This window comes from bacterium, assembly GCA_028820935.1.
Classification (GTDB): domain Bacteria; phylum Actinomycetota; class Acidimicrobiia; order Spongiisociales; family Spongiisociaceae; genus Spongiisocius.
Genome location: JAPPHZ010000031.1, coordinates 67092 through 88958 on the forward strand (window position 1 = coordinate 67092; position 21867 = coordinate 88958).

The 21867-nt window shown below is 66.4% G+C and carries 17 protein-coding genes; 11 read left to right on the plus strand and 6 right to left on the minus strand.

The genetic code is table 11. The annotated features are described in order from the left end of the window. The first annotated feature begins 20 nt into the window (after positions 1-20). Positions 21-2366, plus strand: coding sequence for a xanthine dehydrogenase family protein molybdopterin-binding subunit (locus OXM57_08760; protein ID MDE0352770.1), 2346 nt, complete (start codon positions 21-23; stop codon positions 2364-2366). A gap of 32 nt (positions 2367-2398) precedes the next feature. Here the strand turns inward: OXM57_08760 and OXM57_08765 are convergent, their stop codons facing one another. From OXM57_08765 to OXM57_08780, 4 genes are read right to left on the minus strand one after another with little or no spacing between them, the layout of a single operon-like run. Beyond that, complete coding sequence (locus OXM57_08765; protein ID MDE0352771.1) at positions 2399-2818, minus strand: hypothetical protein; 420 nt, start codon at positions 2816-2818, stop codon at positions 2399-2401. 25 nt (positions 2819-2843) lie between these two features. Beyond that, complete coding sequence (locus OXM57_08770; GenBank protein ID MDE0352772.1) at positions 2844-4136, minus strand: glutamine synthetase family protein; 1293 nt, start codon at positions 4134-4136, stop codon at positions 2844-2846. Then, positions 4133-5515: an aminotransferase class III-fold pyridoxal phosphate-dependent enzyme gene (locus tag OXM57_08775; GenBank protein MDE0352773.1), complete on the minus strand. Its 1383-nt coding sequence runs from the start codon at positions 5513-5515 to the stop codon at positions 4133-4135. Before OXM57_08775 ends, OXM57_08770 begins: the two co-directional genes overlap by 4 nt. Beyond that, a complete protein-coding gene (locus OXM57_08780) occupies positions 5512-7599 on the minus strand; it encodes an aminotransferase class III-fold pyridoxal phosphate-dependent enzyme (protein MDE0352774.1) in 2088 nt (695 codons plus the stop codon). The genes OXM57_08775 and OXM57_08780 overlap by 4 nt, the downstream gene beginning before the upstream one ends. 192 nt (positions 7600-7791) lie before the next feature. On the opposite strand from OXM57_08780, the gene OXM57_08785 reads away from it, so the two are divergent. The 3 genes from OXM57_08785 to OXM57_08795 all read left to right on the plus strand — a co-directional run bounded on the left by OXM57_08785 (position 7792) and on the right by OXM57_08795 (position 10535). Then, on the plus strand, positions 7792-9165 hold the full coding sequence (locus tag OXM57_08785; GenBank protein MDE0352775.1) for an aldehyde dehydrogenase family protein: 1374 nt from the start codon (positions 7792-7794) through the stop codon (positions 9163-9165). Positions 9166-9243: 78 nt separating this feature from the next. Further along, a complete protein-coding gene (locus OXM57_08790; protein MDE0352776.1) occupies positions 9244-9462 on the plus strand; it encodes a hypothetical protein in 219 nt (72 codons plus the stop codon). Positions 9463-9590: 128 nt separating this feature from the next. After that, positions 9591-10535 (plus strand): DUF6395 domain-containing protein, encoded by a 945-nt coding sequence (locus tag OXM57_08795; GenBank protein ID MDE0352777.1) that lies wholly within the window; start codon positions 9591-9593, stop codon positions 10533-10535. A gap of 74 nt (positions 10536-10609) precedes the next feature. Here the strand turns inward: OXM57_08795 and OXM57_08800 are convergent, their stop codons facing one another. Both OXM57_08800 and OXM57_08805 read right to left on the minus strand, forming a co-directional pair. After that, a complete protein-coding gene (locus tag OXM57_08800) occupies positions 10610-12349 on the minus strand; it encodes a hydantoinase B/oxoprolinase family protein (GenBank protein ID MDE0352778.1) in 1740 nt (579 codons plus the stop codon). Next, positions 12346-14448 carry a hydantoinase/oxoprolinase family protein gene (locus OXM57_08805; GenBank protein MDE0352779.1) on the minus strand — a complete coding sequence of 701 codons (2103 nt, stop codon included), beginning with the start codon at positions 14446-14448 and terminating at the stop codon, positions 12346-12348. Before OXM57_08805 ends, OXM57_08800 begins: the two co-directional genes overlap by 4 nt. 217 nt (positions 14449-14665) lie before the next feature. On the opposite strand from OXM57_08805, the gene OXM57_08810 reads away from it, so the two are divergent. The 7 genes from OXM57_08810 to OXM57_08840 all read left to right on the plus strand — a co-directional run bounded on the left by OXM57_08810 (position 14666) and on the right by OXM57_08840 (position 21834). Then, positions 14666-16396 (plus strand): ABC transporter substrate-binding protein, encoded by a 1731-nt coding sequence (locus tag OXM57_08810; protein MDE0352780.1) that lies wholly within the window; start codon positions 14666-14668, stop codon positions 16394-16396. A gap of 82 nt (positions 16397-16478) precedes the next feature. Next, positions 16479-17438, plus strand: coding sequence for an ABC transporter permease (locus tag OXM57_08815; GenBank protein MDE0352781.1), 960 nt, complete (start codon positions 16479-16481; stop codon positions 17436-17438). A 1-nt stretch (position 17439) separates the two neighbouring features. Then, positions 17440-18387: an ABC transporter permease gene (locus tag OXM57_08820; protein MDE0352782.1), complete on the plus strand. Its 948-nt coding sequence runs from the start codon at positions 17440-17442 to the stop codon at positions 18385-18387. Next, positions 18387-19382: an ABC transporter ATP-binding protein gene (locus tag OXM57_08825; GenBank protein ID MDE0352783.1), complete on the plus strand. Its 996-nt coding sequence runs from the start codon at positions 18387-18389 to the stop codon at positions 19380-19382. Before OXM57_08820 ends, OXM57_08825 begins: the two co-directional genes overlap by 1 nt. Beyond that, entirely contained in the window at positions 19379-20395 is a 1017-nt protein-coding gene (locus OXM57_08830) for an ABC transporter ATP-binding protein (protein ID MDE0352784.1), read from the plus strand. Before OXM57_08825 ends, OXM57_08830 begins: the two co-directional genes overlap by 4 nt. 15 nt (positions 20396-20410) lie before the next feature. After that, on the plus strand, positions 20411-21499 hold the full coding sequence (locus OXM57_08835; GenBank protein ID MDE0352785.1) for a zinc-binding dehydrogenase: 1089 nt from the start codon (positions 20411-20413) through the stop codon (positions 21497-21499). 59 nt (positions 21500-21558) lie between these two features. Then, complete coding sequence (locus OXM57_08840) at positions 21559-21834, plus strand: hypothetical protein (protein MDE0352786.1); 276 nt, start codon at positions 21559-21561, stop codon at positions 21832-21834. Positions 21835-21867: the final 33 nt, after the last annotated feature.

The window sequence follows — 21867 nt, forward strand, 5'->3', positions numbered from 1 at the left end:
ACCCGAGGCCTTACCGACCCATGACCCCACAGCAGCGGCCGGCGCCTGTCGGTGGTATCGGAAGCTCCATCCGGCGCCATGAGGACCCTCCGCTGCTGGCCGGCAGGGCCCGCTACGTAGCCGATGTCCGGCTTCCGGGCATGCTCACGATGGTGGTGGTCAGGGCGCCCGTCGCCCACGGCACGATACGGAGCATCGACTGCCTCGAAGCCCGCCGGCTGCCGGGAGTGGAGGCGGTATTCACCGCGGAAGAAGTGAACGAGTCGCTCGGAGGCATACCCAGCATCCCGCCCCGGGTCTCGTTCGACGACACCGTGATCCCCTACCTCCAGCCGATCATCGCCCACGACCGCGTGCGCTTCGTCGGCGAGCCGATGGCGGTGGTGGTGGCCGGTGATCGGTACGTGGCGGAGGACGCCGCCGATCTGGTTTTCGCCGACATCGACACCTGCCCACCGATGTTGGACGCAGGCGCCGAGGACCGGCCAGGCCGGCGCCTGTTCGAGCCGGAGAACCTGGTGACCACCCTCGAAGCCCGCTTCGGCGACGCAGGACGGGCGTTCGCGGAGGCGGAGGTGGTGGTCGAAGCCGAGCTTGCCACCGGCCGCCACAGCGGAGTGCCGATGGAGACGCGGGGCATAGTGGTCGAGTTCGACCCGTCCGGCGAACGGCTCACCGTCCATGGCGCGACCAAGGTGCCGCACTGGAACCTGGCCACCACCACCGCTCTCCTGGGCATGCCTCCCGGCCGTCTACGCATGCGCGAGACGGCGGTGGGGGGAGGCTTCGGAGTGCGCGGCGAGTTGTATCCGGAGGATGTGCTGGCGGTATGGGCGGCCGACCGGCTGGGCCGATCCGTGGCTTGGATCGAGGACCGCAGGGAACACCTCCTAACGGCAAACCACTCCCGCGAGCAGTTCCATCGGGCGCGCATCGCGGGTGACCGGGAGGGCCGGATCTCCGCCATCGCATCGGACTTCGACATGGATATGGGCGCCTACGCCCGCACCCACAGCATCCGGGTGGCCGACCTGACCCTGTCGATGATCCCCGGTCCTTACGACCTGGAGGCGTACCGGGGAACGGCCCGGTGCGTGGTCACGAACAAGACCCCCACCGGCACCTACCGGGCTCCCGGCAGGTTCGAATCCAGCTTCGTGCGGGAGCGGCTCATCGACCTGTACGCCGCCGAGATCGGCATGGACCCGGTCGAGGTGCGGCGCCGCAACCTGATCAAACCCGATCGGATCCCCTATTCCCGCCCGCTTTCGTCAACCGGCGAGCCGATGCTTTTCAGCGACGGCGACTTCCCGAGCATCCTCGACCGGCTGGTCGGCTCGTTCGACTGGAAGGGGCTCGAGCAGCGCCGGGAGGCGGGCGAGCAGGTCGGGGTCGGTGTGGCGATGTTCATGGAGAAGTCGGGCTTGGGTCCGTGGGAGACCGGCGCCGTCGAGGTCGATCCCGACGGTCTGGTCCGGGTCCGGTCGGGATGCTCCTCGGTCGGCCAGGGCATCCGCACTGTGCTGGCTCAGATCGTGGCCGATCGGCTCCAGCTCGATCACGCCCGGGTACGGGTGGAACTACTCGACACGGACCGGACGCCCTACGGGATCGGAAGCTACGCCAGCCGGTCGACGGTCACCGCCGGGAGCGCCCTGGTGCAGGCCGCCGACGAAGTGGTGCGGATCACCAAGCAGGTTGCGGCCGTGGACTTCGAGGTGGACGCAAGCGACCTGGACTACCGGAACGGCTCCGTCTTCGTATCCGGATCGCCCGAGTTCAGCCTGTCCATCTTCGAGGCCGCCGCCCGGCTCCATCCTGTGACGGCCCGCAAGTACGGAAGGTCCGAGCCCGGCCTGGCCGTGGACTCGGTGTTCGAGGCGGAGCGTGTGGTCTACCCGTGCGGCGCCAACCTGGCCGTGGTCCGGGTGGATGGGGAGACGGGCGAGGTGGCGGTCGAGCAGTTGATCCTGTACTACGACATCGGGAGGGCGATCAACCCGATGCTGGTGGCGGGACAGATGGAGGGAGGCGCTATCCAGGCGGTAGGGGGCACGCTGTACGAGCAGTTCGCCTACGACGGAGACGGCAACCCCTTGTGCGGATCGTTCATGGACTACCTGTTGCCCACCCTCGCCGAGACGCCGACCATGACCGCCCTCATCGGCGAGCAGGATCCGACCGCCACCAACCCTCTCGGTATCAAAGGAGCAGGCGAGGGAGGCGTCCCTGGAGTGGCCGCGGCCATCGCCACCGCGATAGAGCATGCCCTGGGCCGGCCCGGCCTCGCCAGCCGGCTACCCCTAACCCCCGAGAGAGTGCTCGCGCCCCAACCGTCGGACCACGGGCAGAGCGGCCACCGCTGACCGCCACGACGCAACCGGCCGGATTCCCGCGCCTATTCCTTCCCGGCCGATCTCCAGAGACCGGCGCCCACGGTCCCGAGCACCAGCGGGTTGAGCACCGCAACCAGATACCAGGCGACGTTGTCGGCTTGGCTGAGGGACTCGCCATCGGCCAGGTTCAGCAACCTGAACCACAGGGCGAAGAACAATATGGCGAGGGCGAGCGCGCAGTAGAACCCGGCCTGAGCCGCGAGGTACCGGCCTGCGGCGGCGTCGCGGGCGCCCGTCTTGCGAGTCCACACCACAGCCACCGAGACAAGGATGCCCGCGGCGGTGAGATAGTTCAGGATCCGGTACACGTCGCCCGGAGGGAGCACGTCGGAATAGAACGTGTGGAAGACGACCTGAACGGTGTAGATGATCGCGTACCCGAACAGCGCTCCGCCTACGGGCTTCCTGAGTGCGTCGGGCATCCGTCCCTCCTTGGAGTCGCGGCGGTTATACAGCCCTGGTGTAGCGTTCCCGCTCCCAGTCGCTGACGCTCTCCTGCCAGGCGCGTAGCTCCCACGCCCGCGAGATGGCGAAGTAGTCACTGAACTCCGCGCCTATGGCCTCCTGCAAGGCCGTATCTGCCCGGAAGGCCCTCAGGGCACTTTCCAGCGAGTTGGGCAGGGGCGGCAGGTCCGCCCGCTCGGAGACATCCCGGGTTTCGGGGGCCGGGGGGGACGCACCGTCCCTGATCCCGATCATCGCCGAAGCCAGCAGGGCCGCCAGTGCCAGGTAGGGGTTGGCGTCAGCGCCGGGACGGCGGCACTCGAGCCGGGAACGGGCCAGGCGGTTGCCCCGGATGGCCCGCACCGAAGTGGAGCGGTTCTCGTAACCCCAGCTCACGTTCACCGGCGCGAAGTAGCCGGGAACCAGCCGCTTGTAGGAGTTCACCGTGGGGTTCACCAGGAGGGAGGCGGCCGGAAGATGGTCGAGGATGCCCCCAATGGCCGACATGCACGTCGCGGGAAACTCACCTTCCGCAGTGGGGGCGAAGGCGTTGTGCTCGCCTTGCCAGAACGAGAGGTGGATGTGGCCGCTCGAACCCTCCTCGAGCGGCATGGTCTTGGCCAGGAAGCTGGCGGTGAGGCCCAGGGAGGCCGCCACCTCTTTGACGGCGAACTTGAGCAGGGCGGCGTCGTCGGCGGCCCGGAGCCCCCGCCGGGCGGATATGTTCAACTCGAGCAGGCCCGGACCGGCCTCGGTGTGGACCGCTTCGAGGTTCACGCCAAGACCCTCGAGGGCCGGGACCAGCACCTCGAGCAGCCGGTCGAAACGGCCGATCTCCCCGAGGCTGTAGCTGATGCCTGAAGAAAGCGGATCACCGGCGCTGTCGAAGATTCTCACCTCGTACTCGAAACCCGCCATCACCTCGTAGCCCATGTCCGCCAGGTCCGCCAACACATCCCGCAGCACCTCACGTGAGGCCAACCGGCATCTCGACCCGTCCGGCCAGCTCGGATCGGCCAGGCATATCCCCCAGCCCGGCCTCCATGCCAGCGGCCGGAGGGTGTCGGGATCCGGCTGCAGCAGGAGATCGGGCGCGCCGGTGTTGATCCCGTACTCCCGGTAGTCGGCGATCGGCATGTCGACCGGGTCCAGACCCAGCCACAGGTCGGTCATCACCGTGCCCTTGTCCACCGCCGACCGGAAGGCGCCGGGCCGGAAGGCCTTGCCCCGGACGGAGCCGTGGACATCCGGCATACCCAGGAGGACGAAGCCGTCGTCGGAAGGATTCCAGGTCATGTCGTTCCTCCGTTCGCCAAGCGGTCCGTGACCGTCCGGTCCACCTCCCCCACCACCCGGGCGAACCGTTCGATCATCTCGGCCAGTTCCTCGTCCGTACTCGGGAGGGCCGGGGCGAAGACCGTCTGATCCCCGGCATAGCCATCGGCGTTGGGGTGGGTGGACATCACGAGCAGGTCGTTCTCCAAGGCACAGGCGTCGATCAGCTCCGCGATCCCCAGCGAGTCGGGCGGTATGGAGACGCCATCCCGCGGATCCACGTACTCGACACCCAGGAGGAACCCGCGGCCCCGGACCTCCCCCACGATCGCATAACCCTCGAGCGCCGCCCGAAGCCGGTCGAGAAGGGCCGGCCCTCGCTCCGCGGCCAGCCCGGCCAAGTTGTGCCGCTCCAGGTAGTCGAGCACTGCGAGTCCGACCGCGCAGCTCAGGGGCGCTCCGTCCCAGGTATGGCCCAGGTCGAACTCCTTCGAGCCACTCGCCAACACTTCGTATACGGGTTGGCGGCACATGGTGGCCGCCAGCGGCATATAGCCCCCGCCCAGCATCTTGCCGATGGTCACGATGTCGGGAGTGATCGGTAGATTCTGGTAGGCGAACCAGCCTCCCGTACGCCCCATACCGGTGACCACCTCGTCGAAGCAGACCAGGAAGCCGTACCGGTCCCGCCGCTCCGCCAGCCCCTCCCAGAAACGGTCCGGGGGCGAGTAGCCCGGTAGGGACGCCCCGCTGACCGGCTCGCAGAAGAAGGCGGAGACGTTCTCGGGGCCTGCTTGCTCGATCGCCTCGTCGAGGGCGTCTAGCGCGGCACCTCCCGTCGGGTCGAACCTCGGGGTAGACGGAGGGATATGGAGATGCTCGGACAGGTAGGGATCCAACGGCGCCCGGAAGGTGGGGCGGCCGGTGAGCGACACCGTAGCCATTGTGCCGCCGTGGTAGGCCTGGGCCGGGGAGATGGCCCGCCACCGCGTGCCCTCCCCGCGATCCACGTGATACTGGCGGGCCAGCCGGAGAGCGGTCTCGTTGGCCTCGGAGCCGCCGCTCAGGAAACGGACCTTGGCCATCTCGGGGGCGATCTCCACCAGGCGAGCCGCCAGCCGCTCCTGGGGCCCGTTGGTGAAGTGGTGGGCGTAGTAGTAGGCAATATCGCCCATGGCGGTCTGGGCGGCGTCTGCTACTTCCCCCACCCCGTGACCGAGACCGGCCGTCATCGCGCCGCCCGAGCAGGCGTCGAGGATGCTCCTGCCGCCGATGGTGTACAGCCACACGCCCTCGCCCCGGTCGATACTCGGATACACCCGGTCGAGGTACTTGTGGAAGACGCTGGTGGAGGCGGCGTCGATGGTCAACTGGTCAATGCCCCCGGCCGATCCGGTCATGATCGGTCCCCTCCGGGTCCTGGCAGGGCCAGGCCGGCTATGTCCTCGGCGTAGCGCTCCAGCAACTGCGCCGCGACGGCTCTCGCTCTGGGCTCAATCCGCCGGGTCTCCTCCAGCAGGGCGTCGGGATCGACCCCCTCGTCGTCGAGCTCATGGCGGTAGGCCTCGACCCAGCCGTCCATGATCTCGTTGGTGACCTCCGGATGGAACTGCACCCCGAGGCTGCGTCCCACCACGAACGCCTGCGGGCCGGCTTCACTGTCAGCGATGAGCTCGCCTCCGGGCGGAACCGAGAAGGTGTCGAAGTGCCATTGGAACCAGGGTCCGGGAGGCACCAGGTCCTCGTTGGCGCTTCGTACCGGCAACCAGCCGACCTCGGACAACTCCCCCCGGTAGGAGTCGCCCCCTAGGACTCGCGCCAGCAACTGGCCGCCGAAACACAGGCCCAGGATCGGGACGTCGGCACCTTGAGCCTCCACCAGCAGGTCCTTCTCCCGGTCGATCCAGGGAATCGAGTCGTCGAAAGCCGCCAACTCTGAGCCGAGAGAGACGATGAGGTCGTAGCGGGTGGGATCGACGCAGCGGTCCTCGAGGTCGATGCGGTAGATCTCCACGACGGCGCCCTGGTCCTCCAACCACTCATGGACGAACCCGGCCGGTGTCGGATCCTCGTGCTGGACGATCAGGACGCGAAGTCCCGCGGACGGAACGCCTCCAGCGGACAGACTCGGGCCGAGCTCGTCCCTCACCTCTGCGGCGACCTCCCCGACCGCGGCGGCCATCCGATCCACCATCTCCCCGAGATCGCCGTCCGGGGTCGGGAAGGGCGGCGCGAACAGATGCTGGTCGCCTGCGAACCCGTCCCGGGTGGGCATGGTGCCCAGGACCAGGAGACCGTGACGGGCCGCGGCCCGCTCGATCCGCCCCGCCACGCCCAGTTCGGGGGGAAGGAAGGACCGGCCGTCCCGAGGATCCACGTAGTCGATCCCGAGCAGGTAGCCCCGCCCCCTGACCTCCCCCACGAGATCGTTGCCCGAGAGGGCTTCCTCCAGTTCCCGGCGGAGAGACGGACCCCGCGTCGCCACGTGGTCGACCCAGCCTTCGGACTCGAGGATTCCGAGCACCGCCAGACCCACCGCGCACGGCAGCGGCGAGCCGTCCCAGGTATGACCCAGCGAGAAGGATCGCACCGCGGAGGCGATCGCCTCGTACACGGGATTGCGATAGAGGACGGCCCCGATGGCGGTGTAACCGGCCCCCAAACCCTTGGCGGTAGCGATCACATCGGGGACGATGGGGAGGTCGTTGGCCGCGAACCAGTTACCGGTCCGGCCGATCCCCGTCACGACCTCGTCGAAGCAGATCAGGAAGCCGTGGCGCTCCCTGCGCTCCGCCAGCCCCTCCCAGAACCGGGCCGGGGGCGAGTAGGCGGGCAGCGAGGCGGCGCTCACCGGCTCGCAGAAGAAGGCGGAAACGTTCTCGGGACCGACCTGCTCGAGCGCCTCGTCCAGCGCATCGAGAGCCTGCTGCCCGGTCGCGTCGAAACGGGCTGTTGAGGGCGGAATGTGGCGGTGACGGGTGAGGTAGGGGCCGAAGGCGCCCTGCAATCCGGGCCTCCCGGTGAGGGCGAGGGTCTGCATGGTGGGACCGTGATAGGCCTGGGCGGGCGAGATGATCTGCCAGCGCTGCGGCTCACCGCGGGCGACGTGGTACATGCGGGCGGCCCGTATGGCGGCCTCGTTGGCCTCGGAGCCTCCTGTTACGAACCGCGCCCTAGTGAACCCCGGCGGCGCCACGTCCACCAGCTTCGCGGCCAGCAACTCCTGCCATGGATTGGTCAGGTGGTTGTTGTCCAGGTATCCGACCCGGCGGGATTGCTCCCAGACCAGATCGATGAGGTCGCGGCGGCCGTGGCCCAGGGTGGCCGCCATGGAACCACCACTCATGGCGTCCAGGTAGCGCTTGCCGGTGGAGTCCTCCACGCGGGCGCCGTCCCCGGCCACGATGATCCGATACGGCCTGGCCAGCTCGAGTTGGAGCACGGCCCCGGCCCCCGGCGCTACGAACGGTGCTCTCGACTGCAATCGACCTCCAATCGGTCCTCGCCGGCGTGCGGGCGGTCCCCTGTACTCTTGGAACGGAAGTGGCGCGCCCGCCGGAACGCTGCCTGTGGCCCGCCGGCAGGATACCAACCGCCGACGGCCCACCGGGTGTCATCCCGGCCCGGTGTCGCGGTTACCACCGCAAGCAACCAGCCTATGAGATTGGAGTGAGGGATGGATCCGGTCGCAGATTCCATCGAGATCATCGACCCGTCGACCGAACAGGTCATCACCCGGCTTCCCGCTGCGGGGGTGGAACACGCAGACCGGGCCGTCGCCAGGGCTAAGGCAGCCTTCGCAACATGGCGTAACGTCACGGCCGGCGACCGGGCCACCATCTTGCGACGCGTCGGCGCAGCCGTAGAGGAGCAGGCGGTGTCGCTGGCGCAACTGGAGTCGCGCAACGTGGGAAAGCCGATCAGCGATGCCTTGGGAGAGGTGGGAATGGTGGCGGCCACCTTCGCCTACTACGCCGGATCGCCCGAACGCCTGACCGGAAAGACGATCCCCGTGCCCGGCGGCGTGAACATGACCTTCAAGGAACCGATGGGCGTGGTCGGCCTGATCACGCCATGGAACTTCCCTCTCGCCATCGCCTCCTGGGGGGTGGCGCCCGCCCTGGCAGCCGGCAACACGGTGGTTCTCAAGCCGGCGCAACTGACACCGCTGACGGCCATCGAACTCGAACGCATCGCGCTGGAGGCAGGCATGCCGGAAGGCGTGTTCCAGGTGCTGGCCGGGCCGGGAAGGCTGGTGGGCGAGCGTCTCGTCGAGCACCCGGACGTGGCCAAGATCGGCTTTACGGGCTCGACCGAAGTCGGCAAACGGATCAGCGCCCGCGCCTCGGAGACGATCAAGCGGGTGACGCTCGAACTCGGTGGGAAGTCGGCCAATATCGTGTTCGCCGACGCCGATCTCGAGCAGGCGGCCGCCGCCGCTCCCGGCGCGGTATTCGGCAATGCCGGCCAGGACTGTTGCGCGCGATCCCGGATCCTGGTGGAACGCAGCGCCATGGACGACTTCCTCGGCCTGTTCTCCGCCAACGTTGCCGCCATGCAGGTGGGCGATCCCATGGACGAGGCCACCGAGATGGGACCCCTGATCACGGCGGAACACCGATCCAAGGTGGCCTCGTTCCTGGACGATGACACCACCGTGGTGGCCCGCGGGACCGCCCCCGACGGTCCCGGATTCTGGTTCGCGCCCACCGTCGTGACTCCGAACTCGCCCGGCGCCCGCGCGGTCACCGAGGAGATCTTCGGCCCCATCGCCTGCGTCCTGCCGTTCGACGGCGAGGAAGAGGCCATCTCCATCGCTAACGACACCGTCTACGGCCTGTCCGGATCGATCTGGACGGAGAACGGCGCCAGAGCGCTCCGGGTCGCCCGGGCGCTGGAGGCCGGCACCGTGTCGGTCAACTCCAACTGGTCGGTGCGGGTCGCCACACCCTACGGCGGCTTCAAGCAATCGGGCATCGGCCGGGCTCTCGGCCCCGACGCTCTCGACTACTACACCGAGCTCAAGAACGTCTACATGGCAACGGGCTGAACAGCGGCGAGCCTCGGTCGGCGCAGCAGTCGTGGGGCCGCCTAGGACCCGCCGTCCTCTCACTACGCTGTCGGCGATATGAGGTTCGAGTTCGAATCCGGCAAGGACTCTTCTACGTTACGCGCCATATTCGAGTTCGACGAACAATACGCCGGAGAGCGTCAAGAAGGATGGGGCCAGCCGATCACCTATTCGGGGCAAGAGATCACCTTCGACTACGGCGTGCGATCCATTCACCCGGACCTGTTGGGTCTTCTCTGCTTGATGATCTTCTATCCGTTCTCTATCCGTTCATAGGGCAACGAGTGATCTTCCCTAGCCCGGTGTCGCCAAGACTCGAGAAGGCGTTCAGAAGAGTCCCGTTCAAGCGTCAGTTCCGGTTCGACAATGTCGATCGTGGACTAGGAAAGTATGAAGGTTCGCGAATGGTTCTCTCGTTCGGAGGGGGGATAGATTCCAGCGCCGTCCGCAAGATGTTTCCCGAAGCATTTGTCGTACACGAAGCTCATATAAGGGACGGCCAAGTCGTTCCCTCCCATGCCCATGACGTGGTCCGGCACCTCGGTCCTGACCGGGGCCGGGTGGTGACTACGAACCAACGGTACGTCTCACATCCGGGCGGATGGCACGGGTGGACTTGCGCGTTTGCCACGTCCCTGCTGATGGCAACGGACTACCGGTTCGGGATCATCCTGATGGGGTCGAACCTCGGGGGCACCCTCCTTCGCAACGGGATTCGTTACTACAACCGGTTCAAAGCCAGAAAGTGGCACGGACCAACCGGGAACTTCTGGCAATCGGCATTCGACGACATCGGAATACCCGTCTTCTCACCCGTATCCGGTGCGAGCGAGTACCTCACGATGGCACTATCCCTCGACCTTGTCCGTTCGGGAAGAGTGGTCTACTGCATGGAGCGGGACGGCGGGGCTTGCCACCGGTGCACCAAGTGCATGCGAAGGGATGTGATTCGTACTCTGGTCGATGAAGGACACCGCGCCGACTGGGAACCGTACGACCGCAAGGACATACATGAGTTCCTTGAGCGCGAGCCCCTGTACGAGGCCTACATCTTCTCCTTTGCCCGCGATCGTGTGAAGACCCTGCCACCCTTCATGACATCCAGACTCGGGGGCATTCCATCGATCGAACTGGACTGGCCCATGAGGATCCATCCAGGCACGTTCCGCTTCTGTGACAAGGCTTGGAGACCGATGATCCGCAAGAGAGTTCTCGGACACGCGGAACCGATGACACGAAGGCATGTGTCGGAGATGAAGAAGTGGGACGTGATGCGGCCTCAGCCGTCGCGCCGTCCCTGGATGGGCCTCGGACTTCCTGGCTCCAACCGTTCCCGGCCAGGAAGCTGAACGCCGGGACCAACCAGAGGGAGACGCCAGGGTCCCACACCGTACAGCTGGTCGCCGACCCTACCGGTAACGAGTTACCCGGCGTGGCGGAGTTTTCGGGTCGCTTCCAGGTCGAGGCGGTAGTCGGCGGGTAGACGTACCAGTTGGCCGTCCTCGCCCAGGTACTCGACCACCACGCCGTAGTCACGCCTCGCCGCCTCCACGGAGACGTAACCCTCGATAACGTCCCATAGGACAGCCTCGGGGTCCCGGGTGAACGGATCTCCGTAACCGCCGCCGCCCGGCAGGTTGAGCTGGACCCGGCTGGCGGGGTCGAGCACCAGCAGGCGTTTCGGTTGGGCCTCCTTGGCGCCGTCGATCCGGAACTCGCCGGCCGCTCCGTACCCTCCTCCCAGCAGCCCCTCGGGCGGGTAGGAGATGCGATCGACCATGCCCGACACGGTCCATGGCTCGTCGGTGACACAGCTCATCTCGGTCCACTGGCCCAGCCCGCCTCTGAACTTGCCGGCTCCGCCGGAGTCGGTGCGTAGTTCCCGCCGGTGCTGGACCATGGACGTGAGGGTCTCCACGGACTCGGCCAGCACCCCCGCCACCCCGCTGGGGAAGCCTGTCGTGTTGAGGCCGTCCTTGGACGCCCGCGCCCCGGCACCGCCGCACTGGAAAAGGCTGAAGGTGAACCGGTCGTCCGACCGCCGGGGCCTCCCCCGCCAGATCGAGATCCAGATCGGGTCGGAGCCGGGCGCCATGAGCCGGTCGGGCAGGGCCTCCGCCAGCGCCCCGAACACGACACCGGGCAGGAAATGGCCGATGATGTGCCGGGAGGCCACCGCAGCCGGTTCCAGGCAGTTGAGGATCGACCCGGGAGGGGCCGAGACGTGCACCGGACGGAAGGCGCCGTCGTTGTGGGGGACATCGGGGCTGATGGCCGCCTTCATCGCGAACGACGCGTAGGCGTGGGTGTAGTTGAAGACCACGTTGATTCCCCGGACGCTCTCCGGCGACGAGCCGGCGAAATCGATGAGGATGTCCTCGTCCTCGATGGTCACCTTCGCCTTGATCAGGATCGGCTCCTCGAAGCCGTCGCTCCAGGTCTCGTGCTCGTGGACGCCGTTGGGAATCTCCCGAATGGCGCTACGCATGGCCTCTTCCGAGCGGGTGATGATCTCGTGGGAGAGGGGATCGATCGAGTCGAGATCGAACTCGTCCATGAAGCTGAGCAGCGCCCTGGCGCCGACGTCATTGCAGGAGGTCTGGGCATACAGATCGCCCACCGTCTCGTCAGGGGTGCGGACGTTGGCACGGACGATGGAGATCAGATCCTGGTTGATGGCGCCCCGGTCGTACAGCTTCATGATGGGGATGCGCAGACCCTCCTCGTACACCTCCCGGGCCTCGGCCGAGAGTATCCGCCCGCCGATGTCGGCCGCGTGGCAGGTGTTGGCGAAGTAGGCAACCTCGATGCCGTTCTTGAAGACCGGCGTCAACACCGTTATGTCATTGATCTGGCCGGCGGTCATCCAGGGATCGTTGGTGAGCAACACGTCGCCGGGGCTCAGGCTGCCCGGGGGGTACTCCTTCAGGAAGTGGCGCACGCCGGTGGCCATGGCGTTGATGTGCCCGGGGGTCCCGGTGACCGACTGGGCCATCATCCAACCGTTGGTGTCGAAGACCCCGCAGGCCAGGTCCTGGGTCTCTCGCACGATGGTGCTGAACGCCGTTCGCTGCAAGGCCACCTGCTGCTCGTTGACGACCGAAAGCACCCGGCTCCAGAGCACCTCGATGAGGACCGGATCCAGACCCGTCCGAGTGGTCATGCTGCCCCTCCCAGCGAGACGACGATGTTGAACCTGTCGTCCACGCGCACCAGGCCACCCGGCCCGATGATGGCGGTGGACTCCCGCTCCTCGATGATCGCCGGCCCGGCCATGGTCGAGCCGGGACCCAGCCGGTAGCGGTCGTAGACCGGCGTGGTCACGAATCCCCCCACCGACGGGAAGAAGGCAGGCCGCTCACCCTTGCGGGCCGACTCCGCATCGCCGGTCACGTCGCCCCTGGCCGTCTCGACAGGCATGGGCCGTGGTCCCCGGCTCACCACCCGCCAGGTGAGGGCCTCGAGCCCGACCGGAGGCCCCTCCCGGCCGTAAAGGCTCTGGTAGACCCGGTCGAACTCCTCGTACATCGTTCGGCGCTGGCGGACCGTCAGCGTCCCGTCGGGGACCGGAACCCGTATCTCGTGGCCCTGGCCCACATAGCGAATGTCAGCGGTCCTCGTGTGAGTGATCTCGTCGGGTCCGGCGCCCGACTCGACCAGAAGGTCGGTTCCTTCCCGCTCCATTTCCTCGAAGATGCCGTTCACCGCACCCCAATCCAGCTCGTCGAGCCTCCCGTAGTAGGACCGCACGAAGTCGAACGCCAGCGGAGCCACCAGGAGCCCCATCGCGCTGGTGACGCCGGCGCCGTACGGCAGCACCAACTCGGTGCTGCCCAACAACTCGGCTACGCCGTAGCCATGGACGGGTCCGGCGCCTCCGAAGGCGACCACCGGCAGGGCTCTAGGGTTCTTCCCCCGCTCCACGACGTGGACCCGGGCGGCGTTGGCCATGGCCTCGTTGACGACCTGGTGAACCCCCCAGGCGGCCTCGGGCACCGACATCCCCAGCCGATCGCCGATTCTTCGGGCGATGGAGGCCTCCGCAGCGGCCACGTCCAGCCTCATGGCGCCCCCCAGGAAGTAATCGGGGTCCAGGTAGCCGAGAACGAGATCGGCGTCCGTGACCGTGGGGGAGTTCCCGCCCAGGGCGTAACAGACCGGTCCGGGATCGGCGCCGGCCGAGTCGGGACCCACTTTGAGCAGCCCCAGGGAGTCGACCCTGGCAATGGACCCCCCGCCCGCGCCGATCTCGATCATCTCTATGACCGGAACCTTCACCGGGAGACCGGAGCCCTTCTTGAAGCGATAGCGGCGGTCCACCTCGAAATCGTGGGTGACGAGCGGCTCGCCCCCGTCCACCACGCTGAGCTTGGCGGTGGTACCCCCCATGTCGAAGGACAGCAGCGAGTCGCGGCCCATGGCCGTCCCTACCGCCGCCGCCGCCAGTGCTCCGGCGGCCGGACCCGACTCCAGGAGACGGATCGGGAACCGGACGCAGGTGTCGAGGGTTGCCACACCGCCGCTGGAGAGCATCACGAACAACTGCCCCTCGAAACCCATTCTCTCCAGGCGGCTGCGGAGACCATGCAGATAGTCCTCGACCAGAGGCTGGACGTATACGTTGGCGATGGTCGTGGACGCTCGCTCGAACTCGCCTATCTCGGGAACGACCTCCGAGGAAAGGGAGACCCGCATTCCCGGGGCCTCTCCACTGACCACATCGCGAGTTCGTTCCTCCGAATCGGGATTGGTGAAGGAGTGGAGGAAGCAGATCGCCACCGCCTCCACGCCGGCGCCGGCCAACTCACGGACCAGGCGCGTCACGTAGTCCTTGCCGAGTTCGACGGCCTGCGTCCCGTCGGTCAGGGTTCGCTCCGGGACGTCGAAGCGGAGATGGCGCGGTACGAGCGGGCGGGGATGCTCCAGGTTCAGGTCGTACAGCTCGTAGCGATGCTCGCGGCCGATCTCTATGGAATCCCTGAACCCCGAAGTAGTGAGCAGAGCCGTCCGTGCCCCCTTGCGTTCGATGATGGCATTGGTGACCAGGGTGGTTCCGTGGACCAGATGGCGGACCGACGCCCCGGTATAGCCCGAACGATCGAGCGTCCGTTCCAGCACCTCCTCGACCCCTAGTGACGGATCGGGAGTGGTGAGCACCTTGCCGATCTCGACCTGGCCGGATTGGCCGACCATCATGAGGTCGGTGAAGGTGCCGCCGATGTCGACACCTATCCGCAACTCGTTACCTGCTGATCCGACCATATGAACGCCTTGAGAAGACTCAGATTCGATGAGTTACCATATTAATAATGGTATTGGCGATAAATAGATCCGTAACCCGGTAGTTCAAACGCGAACCAACTGTTTTGCTTAACCAATACATATAAACACTAGAAAGCAGAACGGGATAAGTTGCCGACTGACATCTCCACCTATTATATTCTGCCGGACGTGGCATCCCAAGCGGGAGGAGTTGGTTGTGCCCAAATCAATGGACCGAAGAGAGTTTCTGAGGCGTAGCGGTCTCATGATCGGGGTGGGCGCCGTTGCTCCGACCGTTCTGGCAGCATGCGGAGGGGACGACACTCCGGCCACCACCGCAGCCCCGGCCACCACCGCAGCCCCGGCCACCACGGCAGCCGCAGCCCCCGCCACCACGGAGGCGGCCATGGCGGAGGAGACCACCACCACGGCAATGATGGCCGATGCTCCGGCGGAGTTCGAGAGCATCACGCTCGCGCAGGTGGGCGGGTGGATCTCGCTCGACAACAACCGGACCACCGCCGGCGCCCTCGCCTCGGGCCAGCACAACTTCGAGGGTTTGTTGATCAAGCTTCCCGACCGGTCGTTGATTCCGGGCCTGGCGGCCGAGATGCCCCAGCAGGTCGACAGCACCACCTATAGCGTGAAGGTAAGGACGGACCGGACGTTCACCGACGGCTCGCCGATCAAGGCCTCCGACATCGCGTACGGATTCGACCGCCTGGCGCCCGAGAGGGAGTTGGGGTCGCCCTTCACGGCATACATCTCGTTCATCGAGTCGGTCGAGGTCGTCGCCGACGACGAGCTCCGGTTCAACCTCACCCAGCCGATCCCCGAGGACGTCCTGTTCCAGCGGATCTCCGGCATCAATGCCTATCCCGAAGCGGTAGTGGAGGCGATGGGCGGCATGGACTACTCGTTCGCGCCGACGCCTTCTTCGGGTTCGATGATGGTCGACGGCCCGTTCGACACCGAGATCAACACGTTCAAGCGGTACGACGGATACGAGGGTCCCCAACCCCTGGCGGCCAAGGACATCACCTATCTGGTCATTCCTGAACTTTCGGGCCGGATCGCCCAGGCCGAGGCCGGTCAGGTGCAGATCCTGGACGGCGTGTCGCCGCAGCTCTACCGGGCTATCGAAGACTCGCCGAACCTCAATCTCGGCGTTGCTCGGGAGACCACCTTCCTGGAGATGATCTTCTTCAACACCACCAAGCCCCCCTTCGACAACCAGCTGGTGCGCCAGGCAGTGATGTACTCCATCGACGCGCCGCAGTTGATCGAGATCGGCTTGGCAGGCGAAGGTCGGATCGCCCGCTCGCCGCTCCCTCCAGAGAGCGACCGGTACCGGGAACCGCAGATGCAGTACAACTACGACCCTGAGAAGTCGAAGGCATTGCTCAGGGAGGCCGGATACGACCCGGACAATGCGCCGGTGCAATTCCAGCTCGGTGTTGTCGAGTGGGCGTACGTCTACCCGCAGGCGCCCCTGCTCGCCCAGACGATGCAGCTGGGCGGTTTCGACCCGCTGCTCTTGGTGGACTCGATCGACGCCCGCTGGGTGTCCGACATCATGCGGCCCGAGGGCGGCGGCCCCGCCCGGTACGACGCCTGGGTGGCCACCATCGGTTTCGAGGTGTTCACCTACGACCCGGACAACCTGTTCCGCGGCTGGTGGGGTGGCTGGGCGGAGAACGCCAGCTTCGCCACGGAAAACGTGCCGTCGACGCTGAACGACCTGCTCGACCAGGCGCTGGAGGAACCGGACTTCGACAAGCAGAACGACCTGTACGCGGCGGCCAACGAGATACTCGTTACCGAGGCCGGTGCGGTTCCGATCCTGTTCCAGCCCATAGCCCACGCCTGGCACAAGTCGGTAGCCGGCTACCAGATGCCTCAGACGCTGGGCATGACGATGTTCGGCGTCCATCCGTCCGGCGAATAGCCGGCCGGCTCGGCAGATCAAGTAGCAACCGAGCCGATATCGGGTTGGTATCGGTAAAGGCCGGTAGGGCCTGATGGGAGCCGTGGGCAGGCTCGTACTGCAACGTCTCCTCCAAGCCCTACCGGTCATCCTCGGCATCACGTTCTACGTGTTCGTGATGCTGGAGTTCTCTCCGGTCGACGCTCGCTACGCAGGCCTGGGGCTGTACGCCAGCGACGAGGCCCGCGAGCAACTCGCCGAGGAATTCGGGCTCAACGATCCGGTACTCATCCGCTACGGGCGGTACGTCGGAGACCTTTCCAGCGGCGACTTCGGCCTGAGCATCTATGGCGACCGGCCCGTCTTGACCATCCTCGGCGAGGGCATCGGCATTTCGCTATCGGTGGCGGCGATTTCGTTGTTCCTCGCCACCCTGATCGCTTTCGTACTGGGGGTGAGCTCCGCCTATTTCGCGGGCAGCTGGTGGGACTCCACAGTCAGGGCGGTGACGCTGGGGGTACTCTCGATGCCGATCTTCTGGCTGGCTCTGCTATTGATTCTGACATTCGCCCTGGCGAACCCCATAGGGTTCACGTGGTTCCCCGCCGGAAGTTGGGTACCCTTCGCCGAGGACAAGATCGGATGGCTGAGGTCCCTGACCCTCCCCTCATTGTCGATAGCCCTTCCCGTGGGCGGATTCCTGACCCGCGTGGTGCGTTCTTCGGCGCTGGACGAGTTGGAGAAGGACTACGTACGTACGGCACGCGGGATAGGACTGCGGGACCGGGCGATCGTCCGCAAGAACGTTCTTCGCAACGCCCTGGTGGCCCCGTTGACCGTGCTTGGATTGCAGGCCGGCTACATCCTGGGCGGCGTGGTGCTGGTCGAGAGGGTCTTCAACCTCCGCGGCCTGGGCTGGAAGATGATCGACTCAGCCACAACCGGCGACTTCAACATCGTCACCGGGATCGCGATGGTCGGCGCGTTGATGTTCGTCCTCTCCAACCTGGCCGCCGACGTGGCGTTCATCATCTTCAAGCCGAGCGCCCGCGAGAATTCGTGACGTGACCGAAGCACGCGACCCCAGCCCCGAACACCAGCCACGGATCAGGTTCGGCCCCAAGTCGGTCGAGGCTGCGATGAAGGCTGCTCCCGCCGGTCCGTTGAAGATGGGGAGGCTGCCATTCCGGGCCAAGCTCGGGTTGGCATGGGTCGTGTTCGTCATACTCGTGGCGATATTCGCCCACTGGCTGTCTCCGTACGATCCCTACATGGTGGGGCTGACCTCTCCTAACACCGGGCCCGACTGGCCGGATCACATCTTCGGCTCCGACGAGATCGCTCGGGACATCCTCTCGAGGGTGATCCATGGGTCAAGGATGTCGGCTCTCGTGGCCGTCCTGACCCCCGTGCTGGCCCTCATCCTGGGAGGAACGATGGGGATGGTGGCCGCCTCCACATCCCGGAGTCGAAAACTCAGGTGGATCAACGACGTGCTGATGCGCCTGGTGGACATACAGTTCGCGTTCCCGGCTGTCGTGCTGGCGGTAGTGGTGTCGTCGGCATTCGGTCAGTCATTCCGGACCCTGCTGCTGGTCCTGACCGTCGTCTACACCCCGATCATGGCCCGCTACATCCGCGCCGCGGTCCTCGACCAGCTGTCCGAGGACTACGTCGCCGCCCTCAAGGCCATGGGGAGTTCCCAACTCCGCATCCTGCTGCGGCACGTGTCCCTGAACATCGCCACGCCGCTGCTGGTGTTCTTCACCCTGGTGGCGGCGGATGCGGTCATCCTGGAAGCCTCCATCAGTTTCCTCGGAGCCGGTCTTCCTCCCCCCGCTCCCACCTGGGGGAATCTCGTTTACGGCGGCTCCCAGTACCTGATTGCAGGCACCTGGTGGTACACGACCTTCCCCGGTCTTGCCATCTTCCTCACGGTGCTGGCACTCAATACGGTGGCGGAGAGCATGGCGGACCGCCTCGGCGGTAGACGGCACCTGCTGGGGCAGTGATGAACGCAGCGGCGGGTGATCCGATCCTGGAGGTCGAGGACCTCAGCATCCATATCCGGCATGCCTACGGGAACACACCGGTCGTATCGGGGGTGTCGTTCTCGGTGCTGGAGGGCGAGAACCTGGGAATCGTGGGCGAGTCCGGGTGCGGCAAGACGCTGACCGGTCTGTCCGTCATCGGGCTGCTACCGCGTCTGGTAGAGGCCACGGGTTCCATCCGTTGGAAGGGCCAGGACGTGCTCCGGTTGTCTCCCACGGAGCGCCGCAATCTGATGGGCCGGGAGATAGGCATGGTGTACCAGGACCCGCTGATGAGCCTGAACCCCGGGATGACGGTCAGGGCGCAACTGCGGCAGGCGCTCCGGCTTGACAGTGACCACAGGGGTGAGCGCATGTACGAGTTGCTGGAACTGGTCCACCTGCCCAACCCCAAGGCCATAGCCGCTGCCTACCCGTTCCAGTTATCCGGCGGGCAGCGCCAGCGAGTGCTGATCGCCATGGCGCTCGCCCGGCGACCCTCCATCCTGATCGGCGACGAGCCCACCACCGCCCTGGACGAGACCGTCCAGGCCCAGATCGTCGAGCTGTTGAGATCGCTGCAGGCCGAGTTGTCGTTCACGACCATCCTCATCACCCACAACCTGGCCCTGGTGAAGGAACTGTGCGAGCGCACCATGGTCATGTACGCCGGACAGTTGGTCGAGGTGGCGCACACCGAGGAGCTGGTCCGCGACCCCCGGCACCCGTACGCGGCGGGGCTGCTGGGTTCGATCGTCAGCCTGGAGGGGAGAGAGCGGCCCGCCCGTTCGATCGACGGGGTCGTTCCGAGTCCCCTCGAGTTCTCTGCCGGGTGCCGGTTCGTCGAGCGATGCATCAACGCCGGCGACCCGTGCACCGAGACTCCCCCACCCCTGGAGTCCGCCGGCGACCGCCACGACCTGGCCTGCTACTTCCCGGTCGGAGGAACCGAGGCTACCGACGGAGCCGCCGGATGACATCCGGACCCGCTCCCACCGTCACCGCCCCTGCCGGCCGGGAGGGCGCGACCACCGGCCCCGACGTCCTGCTCCGGCTGGAGAATCTCGTCCACCACTACCGGGCTCCTCGACGGCAGAAGGTCCACGCGGTGGAGGATCTCTCGCTGACGGTGGCCCCCGGCGAGGCTCTGGGATTGGTAGGCGAGTCGGGATGCGGCAAGTCCACGGTGGCCCGCTGCGTGGTCGGGCTGATCCGACCCACCGGAGGGCGGATCATCTACGACGGAACCGATGTCTGGGCCCAGCCGACCAGATGGCGCCGCCGCCACTTCGCTCGCCAGGTTGCGATCGTCTTCCAGGATCCGACTTCGAGCCTCAACCCCCGTCTGAAGGTAAGGGACACTCTGGCCGACCCGCTGATCATCCACGGAGTCGGCGACAAGGCAGCACGGAACGCCCGTGTGCAGGAGCTACTCGACATGGTGCACCTTCCACGGGACGCGGCGGACAAGCTCCCCTCCGAGTTGTCGGGAGGCCAGCGCCAGCGCGTGGCGATCGCCCGTGCCCTTTCGCTGAACCCCTCCCTGCTGGTGGCCGACGAGCCGACTTCGGCCCTCGACGTCAGCGTCCAGAACCAGATCCTCAATCTGCTGGCGGAACTGCGCGATGCCCTCAACCTCTCGGTGATCCTGATCAGCCACAACATCCAGGCGGTCTCCTGGCTGGTCGACCGCGTGGCGGTGATGTACCTGGGCCGCAAGGTCGAGGAAGGCCCGGTCGCCGAGGTGAGGGACCACCGGCTCCATCCGTACACGCGGGCCCTACTCTCGGCCAGCCCGATGATCACGAAGAGCAGCGAGCGGATCATCCTGGAAGGCACCCTCCCGAACCCCCGGCACCCTCCGAGCGGATGCCCTTTCCGGACCCGGTGCTGGAAGGCAGACGAGGTCTGCTCGGGCGAGTTCCCTCCCGCCGACATCCCGGTCGAGGGCCACGAGGTGCACTGTTACTTCCCCGAAGATCCCGTGTAGAGGAGGGGTAGGGAGATGGAGGTAGACCGACCGCTTATCGTGGCGCCCTGCCGGTTCGATTGGGTCCCCGTCACGATTCCCGACAATGTGGAACCCGGCAAGGTCCGGATCCGCACCCTGGTCAGCCTGATCAGCCCGGGTACCGAGCTACGGCTCTACCGCGGGGAGCCCATGGTCGAGGAGGTGTGGGACAGCTTTGCCGACATCGATGCGGCCACGACCGAGGGTATGGGGGTGATACCCGAGTACCGCATCACCGGCCGCAACCAGCCCTCGGGCGCCAAGTACCCGGTCAACTGCGGGTACAACCTCGTCGGCGAGGTGGTCGAGGTCGGCGAGGGGGTACGTTCGCTGGCCGAGGGCGACCGGGTCTTCGCCCTGGCCAGGCACCAGCCCATCTTCGACGCCCGGGAGTGGCAAGCCGTCAAGGTGCCGGACGGCGTTCCGACCGAAGTCGGACCGTTCGCCTACCTTCCGACGCTCGGGCTGCATGCCCTCCGCCGGGGCGGTTTCATTCCGGGCCTCAACGTGGCGGTGATCGGTCTCGGCTTGATCGGCTTCGGCGCCGCGCTGGTGGCCGACGCCATCGGCGCCTACCTGACCTGTCTCGAGATCAGCCCGGACCGACGCCGCCGGGCGGCGGCCGCGCTACCCAAAGCGCTGGTCCTCGACCCCACCGAGGACGGCTTCGAGGACGCGTTGATGGAGCGCTTCCAGCCATTCGGAATCGACGTGGTGGTCGAGGCGGCAGTCGGCCCGGCCCCACTCGACCTGGGCATGCGTATCCTCGACGACCAGGGCCGCATGGTGGCCATCGCCCTGCACCCCGAGGATGTGGGACCCCTCCTCTCGGCCGACTTCTACAACAAGCAGGCCTCGATCCTCGGTACCAGCAACGCTCCCTACGAGGACCCGTCACGGCGTCTCACCCGCTTCACATGCGCTGCCAACATCGAGTTCCTGCTCGAGCTCCACTCGAAGGGAAGGCTCCCCCTGGAAGCCATGCACACCGACACCTATCCCGCCGCGGAGATAGATGCCGCATACGCCGACCTCGACGCCGCCGAGCGCGACATGATCGGCGTCCTACTCGACTGGCGCTGATTGCCGGCCCGCTCTCCGAGCCGGAAAGCGATGAGGGACTATGGGAGGAGGCAATAATCGTGAACCACGAAATGAGTGCGGAAGAACGCGAGATTCTCGACCGCTTCGAGCGAGGTGAGTTGCGCTCCGCCCCCGGCGCTGAACGCGAAGTCGAGATAGCGCGTCAGGCGGCTCGCAATACGTTCAACAAGACCAAGCGCGTGAACCTGCGGGTTACCGAACGCGACTTCAATCTTGCTCACACCCGGGCCAGGGAAGAAGGGATGCCCTATCAGACACTGTTGTCCAGTGTGATCCACAAATACTTGTCCGGCAGGCTGATCGAGAGGAGATAGGCGTTCTCGGCCCGGCAAGCGCCTATTGACCGA